Here is a 9,353-nt window from a genome sequence, read left to right on the forward strand (position 1 = left end):
GGTTCTGGGAATTACATTCAAAACCAATAAACACTACCTGGTGCCGTGCCGCTCATTTTTGTTGGCTTTGGTTTGGTTGTGGATGAGGCGCCTGTTTTTTTTGATTGTGTTTGCAGGGAGATGTCTGGTCATGGGAGGGCTCGTGATTGTGGTGTTGAATTTGTTGTCCCGCTGGAAGTCGGTTTGTTGTTTCATTGGAGATGATCATCGTCAGGGGCGCGGGGATGTCAACGCGGGTTTGTTGCGGACGTGGCGCAGACGTGCGCCTGTGCGTGGCTTATGCGGGACGCCGTGTGACTTGTCTGCGGCAGTCGGGCGCCGAAGCGTGCCGAACTTGAGTGTTCATTGTGAACCAGGGAGGAGGACGGAGTATCAAATCGGTCTTAAACCAGCGGGTTTTATGGGGAGCGGATTCACAGGGGGGCGCGTTTTCACCAGCAAAAAGAATATCCCACGCGCGCGACGCGTAACACGCATAATGGCGAAGGGCGCAGCGGTGTCAAGCGACAAAAAAAGACTTGTTTTCAGGGGTGATTTACAACGAAGTCCTACTTCCGATCTTGTTTGGTCTGTGTCTTTTTTGAGAATGGCGTTTTCCACATGCCGAGGAGGGTTTGCCATTGTGGAAGATCGAAGTCGGGCAGGCCGAAGTGAATGTTTTTGAGATCACTGCGCATGCGGTAGGTGCCTGCGATGCGATCCCAGATCGAGAAGACGGTGGAGTAATTAGAGTTTGTTTCGTGCGGGAGTTGTGAGTGATGAATTTTATGCATGTCGGGCGAGACAAAGAGCCAGCGGAAAAAGCGGTCGGCTCGACCAATCGAAATGTTGGCGTGATGGAATTGTGTGGACAGGAAAACCAGCATGCCATAAACGATGATCTGCCAGGCCTGCAAGCCGAGCAGCGGAATTAATAAGAGGCGGAACAATGTGGAAAAGGTCAACTCGCCCCAGTGAAAACGGGTTGCCGTCGAGACGTCCATGTAAGGATCGCTGTGGTGCATGCGGTGAAATCGCCAGAAGAAAGGGATGCGGTGATTCATCCAGTGCCAACAGAACGTCCAGCCATCCAGGAGTATTAGAGCGAAGATCGTTTTCCCCACGGTTCCCAGCGGCAATTGATTCAAGAGTCCCCAATTGTGATCGAGCGACCATTGTGAAGCGATTTCTACAGCGGCACCAAAGAGCAGTCCCAGGAAGAGGGTATTCAGGATTGCCAACAGCAGATTGTGAAACGCGTGTCGATAGCGTGTTTTGTTTTCCACCGGTTTGAAGGCGGCCCAGCTTTCCCAACTCCAGAACAGAGCCAGCAGAACAACGGGTAAGAGGCCATTGATGATCGACAGCAGCTGCAACTCTGATAATTCGGAAAGCATAAGCGCATGTGTTTGAAAGAGAGGCGACTGTCAGTCGCGATGTTAAGAGAGTATCGAAATGCCGGCACGTTCTGAGAAGCATTTATCCGACATGGTTTCATTCTGTCAGATGAGAGGCAGGGAGACAAGGGGCCGCTTAAAACTCCCGATAGGCGGCTCTGATTTTTCCCTGCTGCTGGAGCTCTCTCAGAAATTCGATCTGTTTCATTTCGGGAATGTGCAGGTGGTGCATTAATGCCAGAAGGTCATTTAATCTGGTTGTCGCCAGAGGTGAAAGTTCCAATGCGAAATCGCTATGTTCGATTTTTGCCGGCTCAAGCAGTACGGTGCCGCTGGTTTGAATCTGCGCTTTTGCAGAATCGACGATCACTTCCGGAGCCTGATTTGTCATTGCAGCAGGAAAGGGGAGCGCCAGCAGGCGGGTTGCCAGTTGCTGTGCCTGTTGCGGATCAGAATTCGGCAGGGAAATCATGATCATGCTGGAGGAGTTGAGCATGGCTTTGGAATTTACGGAATTTTGGGATTGCAGAAACTGATTGATTTTTTGCGTAATTAATTGACCGGTCTGCGGGTTACTTGAGGGGGCGTTCAGAAAAAACTTGAGATGGGGAAGCCCCTGAGCGGAAATTAATGGGGGACTGATCGCTGATAAAACCTGAGCGCCGTTGGCGATGAGTGCCTGAGATTTGGTCTGGCTTTGATCTGTCTGAACGGCTCCCATGACGACGGCATCGGCGTTTGTTTGTGCAGAGGTGGAATTAATTAAACCCGTCGGCAGGAGGTAACCGCCAGTGAGGTCCACATCCTGATTGACGGCTGTGATGTAACATTCGATTCGCTGTCCTTTCGTGACGCCTTGATTGGGGACGTATGCGATGATCGAAACATTTGCCAGGTTCCCGGCCTGGATGGGGGTTTTAATTTCTTTGAGATTGATGTGCATGGTTGCGACGGAAGACTTCAAGGCTTTGATGGCATCTTCGGAATAAACATGGTCTCCGGTGCCATTCAAGCCAACGACCAGACCGGTGCCTGAAAGTTTAATGATTTCTGAGGGCTGAAATTCACCCAGTTCGGACAGTTTGATTTCAAGAAGTTTTAGCAGATGTTCGGGCAGGGGGAGTTCGGAATTGATTTCCAGTTTCACCAGATTCCGGTTCAGCACGGTGGCCTGCGTGATTGTATTACTGAGTAACGGCACGACCTGGATCGTCTGATGCAGCGCGCCGTTTTGAACGGGGATGCCTATGGTTTTAATCGTGGCTCCTCGATAAGAGGCGACGATATGTATGGGGCTTTCTTTCTGGACCAGAAAGGGATTTTGAGGAGCTGTGTTCTGCAGCGCAGCTTGAGGACCGGTGTATGCTGCAGAAATGGTTTGCCGCGATGATGGGTTTGTCAGAGAAATCTGCTGGACGGTTTTGGGTTCGTTTGTGGAGATGTTCTCTTGCTGCTGCGCAGGCTTGAGTGCGATTTGACGGACGAGGTCGGCATCAATGCGGAGCAGTTCTTCAATCAGGGTGGTACGCTGTTCTCTGGTTGTCTGAGTGAGTACCAGCAGATTTAACTCTCCGGGAGCAGCAGTTTGTTGATTCCCGACTGTGACGAGTTTGATTTTGGGAGTGTTTTGTTTTAGGCGCGATTCGTGATGCAGAGTGTGATCGTGGTTTTTTTCTTGAGCAGCCGCTGTGATCGCGGGTTTGCGAGTCGTTTGTGAGAGAAGCGTTGATTCGGGGGGGGGAGTGATGTCAGAGGAATTGGGACCAGCCGGGAAATCGAGATTCAGATCGGGAAAGTCGGCGGATTCCTCAAGGGAGATATCCAGGGCGGCTGCTTCGCTGTCGATCTGCGCAGAGTCAGTACCTGGATTGAGAAAACCCTGAATGGATTGCGACAGGAAAAACATGGCCAGCGCGAACAGGCCGATACCTGTCAGGATTGAGAATTTAAGATAGCGCATAGTTTCCCTCAGCCGTGAATAGCAGGGCTTCGTGAAATGGGTTGATGTGTTTGTTTAAGGGGGCGCATTGCTTTGAGAGAAATGAGGGGGGGACCATATTGGAAATCGGTTTTCATGTCAATGTGGGAACTCTGGATGAGGAGAATCCCTTTTTGACTGTTTCAATTATTACGTAATCTGTTCAGTGGGAGGTTCTGGAATCATTGAAATCAGAGGTGCGAATCTGAGATGTTTCGCCCCCGCGGTTCAGGGGCAGCTATATTGGAATTGACCCTGATAGTCGAGTAGTCGTACTATTCCCACATTTCAAAAGTGGCAGGGAAAATGATGCCGCAATCGAAACGGCTTAAATACTTATTATTGTTGGTTTTACTGATATCCGCGTTTCTCAGGTGCGGGGTGGCGGTTTACGTCCAACGCCAACTCGACCAACAGCCTGGGCGCACCTATGTGATAGAAGGAGATGCAGACGGTTACTGGAAGCTGGCTCAGTGCCTGATTCGTGGCAAAGATTATTCGATTTATCACCCGCCACGACGTGTACTGCGAATGCCTGGTTTTCCATTATTTCTGGCAGGAGCGATGTCTGTTATCGGCGAGGATCATTTTCGGGTGCGACTGGTATTGGCGCTGTCGGGAGTTTTCGCCTGTTTTGTGGTGTATCTGCTCGGAAAAGAGCTGGTTAATGAAACGATTGGCATCATCGCGGCGGCTCTGGTGGCTGTCTCACCGGTGATGGCCGGGTTTAGTGTTTTGTTTTTAAGTGAGACGCTGTTCGCAGTGGCGATGCTGATCTCACTCTGGGTACTTGTCAAATTATTAAAAACCAGATTTGGAACAGAGGATCAATTTCGGGGAAGTCTGTTAGCGTTTTTGACGGGAATATCACTGGCGGCGGCCTTTTACGTGAGGCCAAGCTGGTTGTTAATCCTGCCTGTGATTGTTGTCATTTTAGTGATTAGTGCAAAGGGTTATCGAACGGCGGCAATGCAGAGGGCTCTGGTGATGACCTTGGGCTTCGCTCTGATGCTGGTGCCTTGGGTTTATCGCAATTATCGGGTAACAGGTCATTTTGTCCCCACCACACTGTGGGCAGGACCCAGCCTGTACGACGGGTTAAATCCGAAGGCGACCGGTGACAGTGATATGACTTTTTTTGATCAGGAAAATGTGTTGAATGAGATGAGTGAATACGAAATGAATCAGCACTATACCAGACGGGCAGTCGCGTATGCAGAACAGCATCCCGGTCATGTGATGCAGTTGATGGGAGCCAAGCTGCTGCGTTACTGGAAGCCCTGGCCGAACGCGCCGCAGTTTCAGTCGTTCTGGATGATGCTTGCCGTTTCGGTCATTTTTGTGCCTGTCATGCTGTTTGCGTTGTATGGTGCCTGGGTTTCAAGGAATCAATATTTATTGCTGCTGATCACGTTAGGGCCTCTGATTTACTTTTCTATGATTCATCTGATTTTTGTCAGTTCCCTGCGTTATCGTTTACCTGCGGAATACAGTTTATACATTTTGTCTGCTGTCGGAATTTATCACCTGTTTTTGAATCTGAAACAAAGGAAAGAAATCACGCCGGGACAGTAAGTCGTCTTTACATGGTTTATAGTTGATATGGTCGTTCGTAAAACATTTCAATGGTGTCTGCTGATCTTGATTTCGCTGGTGATTGCCGGCGGAAGCTTCGGTTACTATGTGTGGATGGGTAGCGACGAAATGTTGAAAGCCGGCGTACTGGAGAAGATTTCCAAGCATATTCCGAGCCTGATGATTGATATCGACCGGGCTCAATTTGACTTCAGACGGCGGGTGCGGATCGAAGGATGTCGAATTCATGTGGTCAACCACTCTGATACGATCATTGATTTACCGGAGGTGGTGGTCACGCTGGACCAGGAAAAACTGGCCCGACATCAGATCATTGATATTCAGAAGGTGGTGCTCAACCGACCGCAGCTGGCTCTGGTTCGCATGGCCGACGGAACCTGGAACTGGGAAGGGCTGCCGGAACCTGTTAAAAGCGATAATCCTCTTCCGGAACTGGTGATTGAACGTGGAAGTCTCTCTTTGAAATTTGAACAGGGAGCAGAACGTGTTCCGACTGCGATCACCTTTCAAAACCTGGACCTGAGACTGATTCCCTCCGGAGCCTCGCGTTATGAAATCGAAGGACATACTTCGATTCCGCAGGCAGGAAAACTGGAGATCTCCGGTTACTGGGACATTGGTTCAAAAATCGGTTCCGTGTCAGGCACGTGGAGTCAGCTGGAGTTCGGGCCGAATCTGGTCCGCATGGCAACCGGCATTTCGCCGGATCTGATGGCGCAGTTGAAGTCGGCGTTTCCTTCGATGCAACTGCAGCCCGATCAGTCAACGGGCATGTATGATCTGGGCGTGAGCGCTCAGATGGAAATTCAGTTCAGTCTCTCTAAAGGCAGTCAGGATCAGACGCCTCAATTTCAGGTTTTGACCCACCTGCGCGAAGGGAAACTCAAGCACCCGCTACTCCCGTTTCCACTGCGAAATATTGCCGGGAAAGTGGATGTGAACAATCAGCGAATATTGATAGAGGGGCTGCAGGCACATAATGGCGAGACCAGTTTTTCGGTGGGGGGATACTATCGTTTCACCGACGGTCCCTCGGAAAGTAATCAACCACAAGACCAGACTTACTTTTCACTTCAGGTGGGAAAACTGCCCATTGATAATCGGTTGCGCAGCCGTTTAACGGGGGGGCTGGCGAGAACTTTTGACACGCTGCGTCCCAGCGGAAATATGGATCTCAAAGTGACTGTGAGTTATCCGGGGACGGGGAAATGGCAGATTCAGGATCTGGCTGTGTCTGTCAATGATGGGGAAGTGATGCCGATCCATTTTCCGTATCGGGTGGATCACATCAAAGGCAAACTGACTCAGGAGGTGAATGATACCCTGGATTTGAAGTTTATCGGGCTGGCGGGAAACCGTCCTGTGACTGCGACAGGTTTTGTGCAGCACCCCGGGCCTGCTTCCCGCATTGCGATTGCCGTAGAAATTGAGCAGGTTCCCATTGATGCGGCGCTCTTATCGGCTGCTCCGGATGGCGTCAAAACGGTTCTTGAGCAACTTGATTTACAGGGAAAAGCCAACGCTCAGCTGAATTTATCCCGTGCTCCGTTACCGGACCAGCCAATCCATCTGGATTTTCTGGCGACGATGGATCATGGCTCATTGCAGTATCAGGATTTCCCCTATCGGGTCAGCGACCTCGCAGGAAGAGTCTTTTATTCCAGTCAAACGGGAAAAGCGTCGTTTGATGAACTGGAAGGGACGCATGGTAATACGCGTCTGTTTGCCAATGGCTCTTATGCCCGCTTTGCCAACGACGGGAAATTAGATTTAAGCATCATTGCCTCGAATGCTTCCTGTGATTCCAGCCTGCGTCTGGCATTACCGAAGTCGTTGCAGGAATTGTGGGGGCAGCTGTCGCCGACCGGTAAAATCGATCTCAAAACAAAGATTCTCTGGGAACGCGGGAAACCGGTCAGCGTCAGTATTCCCGAAGCCAGCTGGCGCGCGGGCAGCATGAATCTGAAAGATTTCCCTTACCCGATTGATATTCTGAATGCGGACTGGAATTATTTTGTGAATCCGCGGACACAGAACAATGAAGTCCGCCTGACTTCGATTTCGGGGAAACATGACGAAACCAAAATCGGGATTCAGGAGGCATTCGCAGAAGTCACTCCTCAGGGAGACTGGCGGGTGGTGCTGGAAAAGATGAACGTCGATGACCTGTCGACGAACCGCGCCTTTCAGCAGGCACTTCCCGTCGCAATGGCGGACGCTCTCAATATCTTGAATATTCAGAGGCCGATTTCGGTAGACGGTAAGATTGAATTTCGCGGATCCGAACAGCCGGGAACATTCGTGACGGCTGCCTGGGACTTGAATTCCATTCTGGCAGAGAACACAATTTCCGCCGGTGCCGATCTCACCAAAGTTTATGGTAAGGTTCATTCTAATGGAACATGGGATGGCGCTCATCTGGACTTACGAGGTGAAGTCGATTTGGATTCCGCGGTGATTCTGGATTATCATCTGACGGAGATCAAAGGCCCGTTCGAAATTCACGATCAACAGCTTACCGTCGGTTCCAAGCAAATTCGCAGAGACGAGTTCCAGTCTGTTGGCCTGGCACAAATTAATGCGAAACAGCCCGTCACCGCCAAAGCAATTCGGGGCATTCTGACCTGTATGGGAGATATCGAACTTTCTGCGGTGCCCACTTATAACATGCAGATTGAGTTGAATCGCGGGTTACTGGAAGAATATGCGGCCCGTTATATGCCCGGACAGACTCAACTGCGGGGAGTGATGAATGGCTGGATTCAACTTTGGGGGCGAGGCTCCAATAAAGCAGATCTCAAAGGGCAGGGGCAATTGCAGATCAGTCCTGCTGCGATCTATGAACTGCCTCCCATCGCGCAGATTTTTAAAGTGGTCCGGCTGTCTCAACCTGACAAAACCGCCTTTGATTCCGCGTTTTGTGAGTTTACCGTTTCCAACCAGACCTTTCATCTGAAGTACATGGAGTTAAAAGGGAACGCCATCAGTCTTTATGGACAAGCCGGCGAAGCTCACTTTGACGGTCGCTTGAAAGTGGATCTGTTTTCTCAATTAACACGGCGGCATCTTCCTCTGCCGGCGATTACCCAGCTCATTGGTCATGCCACCAGTGGGTGGATTCGAGTGGAATTGCGGGGTACGACATCCAATCCGATTGTGGAGATCAAGTCGATCCCGCTGCTGGATGGCTCTTTAAAAACATTTCTGAACAATGTGATGCGCGGCAGGCCCGCCAATAATCCTACAGGGCGCTGGTCTCAACCTGCGTCAGCGCCTGCTTCATCCAACTCGCAATCGATGCGTCCCTTTTCGCTGCCATTTACCCGGCAAAACCGCCCGTAAATCGGACTGCCCTCAGAGCGGATTTCGGTCTGTTCGTTTTTTTTTGAGATGCGAAACTTCATCCGGTTCCTGATCTGGTTTCTTCTTCCAGCGCGAGAGAATGATCGTCAGGACTACCAGCAATGTGAGGTAGGCCCCGAGGATCTTCAGCAGCCAGAAGAACATTCCAGTGGCAATTTCGTTCATGAGCAGGGAAAACTTGCTGTTCTGGCTGGTAAAAATGGCCAGTAAAGGAGTGGTGGATCGAAAAATCGCGTCGCTATTACTCTAAACTGGTCATAGCGCTGATTTCAAGCTGTTTTCCCGAAAGCGTAAAGCCAAACGAAGATAAAAGATTAGGAAGAGGGAACGTACCATTCGTATCAGTTAAGTTGAGGCAGACGGTAATCTTAATCTCTGCAATCGTGGGGGCTGGACCAACCGGTGTGCAGGGAATGTCCGAGTTACCAATGGTTTGCGTGAGTGCTCCGCTGCCGTCCTGAATGACAACCAACACATCGCCTGCTCCGGGAGCTGCGGGCTGGGCTCCGACATTCAGAGTTAACGAATTGATGGCGACATACTGCTGAATCAAGTTGCCTACCGAAGTTGTGGTCGCACCCACCTGGGCTGCTTCTCTTGAACCTTCAATCGTAGCGATAGTGGTCGTTTGTTGTAGCAGGCCAAAAAAACCGAACTCAATGATGGCCAGAGAAAGGATCAGAATCAGCGGAAATGCCAGGATAAACTCCAGCAGCACGGAGCCTGCTCGACGCCTGGTTCGAGTCGTTTGCTGTTGCGGATTGCTCTGATTGAGGAACAATGCTGGCTCCCTGGTGATTTTCATCTTACGTACTTTTAAACTCACGGGTGTTAACAAATGGAGACACTTGCTTCACACTTGCTAAGGTCGGTTATCAGTTTCCAGACCGGTAAGATCTGAAAAGAGACTGGCGAGACCTCATTATGAGACGAATTACATACCTTACTTGCATTCTCCCCTGAATCCACAGAGATGTCAGGCGTCGCTTGAGTAGGGAACGCAAATTGCTTGCCAAACTAATACTATAGTGAATAGATTA

Annotated in this window: 6 protein-coding genes; 2 read left to right on the top strand and 4 right to left on the bottom strand. The window is 50.4% G+C overall.

Annotated elements, in window-relative coordinates; translation table 11 throughout:
• Positions 1-548: 548 nt before the first annotated feature.
• Positions 549-1,355: a sterol desaturase family protein gene (locus Q0294_RS20255; RefSeq protein ID WP_299469082.1), complete on the bottom strand. Its 807-nt coding sequence runs from the start codon at positions 1,353-1,355 to the stop codon at positions 549-551.
• A 157-nt stretch (positions 1,356-1,512) separates the two neighbouring features.
• The gene (locus tag Q0294_RS20260) at positions 1,513-3,336 is read right to left on the bottom strand and encodes a flagellar basal body P-ring protein FlgI (protein WP_299469083.1); all 1,824 of its coding nucleotides are present in this window, start codon (positions 3,334-3,336) and stop codon (positions 1,513-1,515) included.
• Between the two features lie 399 nt (positions 3,337-3,735).
• On the opposite strand from Q0294_RS20260, the gene Q0294_RS20265 reads away from it, so the two are divergent.
• Positions 3,736-4,929: a glycosyltransferase family 39 protein gene (locus tag Q0294_RS20265; protein ID WP_299469085.1), complete on the top strand. Its 1,194-nt coding sequence runs from the start codon at positions 3,736-3,738 to the stop codon at positions 4,927-4,929.
• Between the two features lie 27 nt (positions 4,930-4,956).
• Entirely contained in the window at positions 4,957-8,292 is a 3,336-nt protein-coding gene (locus Q0294_RS20270) for a hypothetical protein (RefSeq protein ID WP_299469086.1), read from the top strand.
• A gap of 12 nt (positions 8,293-8,304) precedes the next feature.
• Here the strand turns inward: Q0294_RS20270 and Q0294_RS20275 are convergent, their stop codons facing one another.
• A complete protein-coding gene (locus tag Q0294_RS20275) occupies positions 8,305-8,478 on the bottom strand; it encodes a hypothetical protein (protein WP_299469088.1) in 174 nt (57 codons plus the stop codon).
• A gap of 76 nt (positions 8,479-8,554) precedes the next feature.
• Complete coding sequence (locus Q0294_RS20280) at positions 8,555-9,118, bottom strand: TadE/TadG family type IV pilus assembly protein (RefSeq protein WP_299469090.1); 564 nt, start codon at positions 9,116-9,118, stop codon at positions 8,555-8,557.
• Positions 9,119-9,353 lie beyond the last annotated feature (235 nt).

The sequence above is a fragment of the uncultured Gimesia sp. genome, assembly GCF_937919775.1.
Taxonomy (GTDB): Bacteria; Planctomycetota; Planctomycetia; order Planctomycetales; family Planctomycetaceae; genus Gimesia.

Coding starts and splice junctions, on each gene's coding strand:
- Q0294_RS20260 (WP_299469083.1), bottom strand. CDS start 3,336: ATGCGCTATCTTAAATTCTCAATCCTGACAGGTATCGGCCTGTTCGCG.
- Q0294_RS20270 (WP_299469086.1), top strand. CDS start 4,957: ATGGTCGTTCGTAAAACATTTCAATGGTGTCTGCTGATCTTGATTTCG.
- Q0294_RS20275 (WP_299469088.1), bottom strand. CDS start 8,478: ATGAACGAAATTGCCACTGGAATGTTCTTCTGGCTGCTGAAGATCCTC.
- Q0294_RS20280 (WP_299469090.1), bottom strand. CDS start 9,118: ATGAAAATCACCAGGGAGCCAGCATTGTTCCTCAATCAGAGCAATCCG.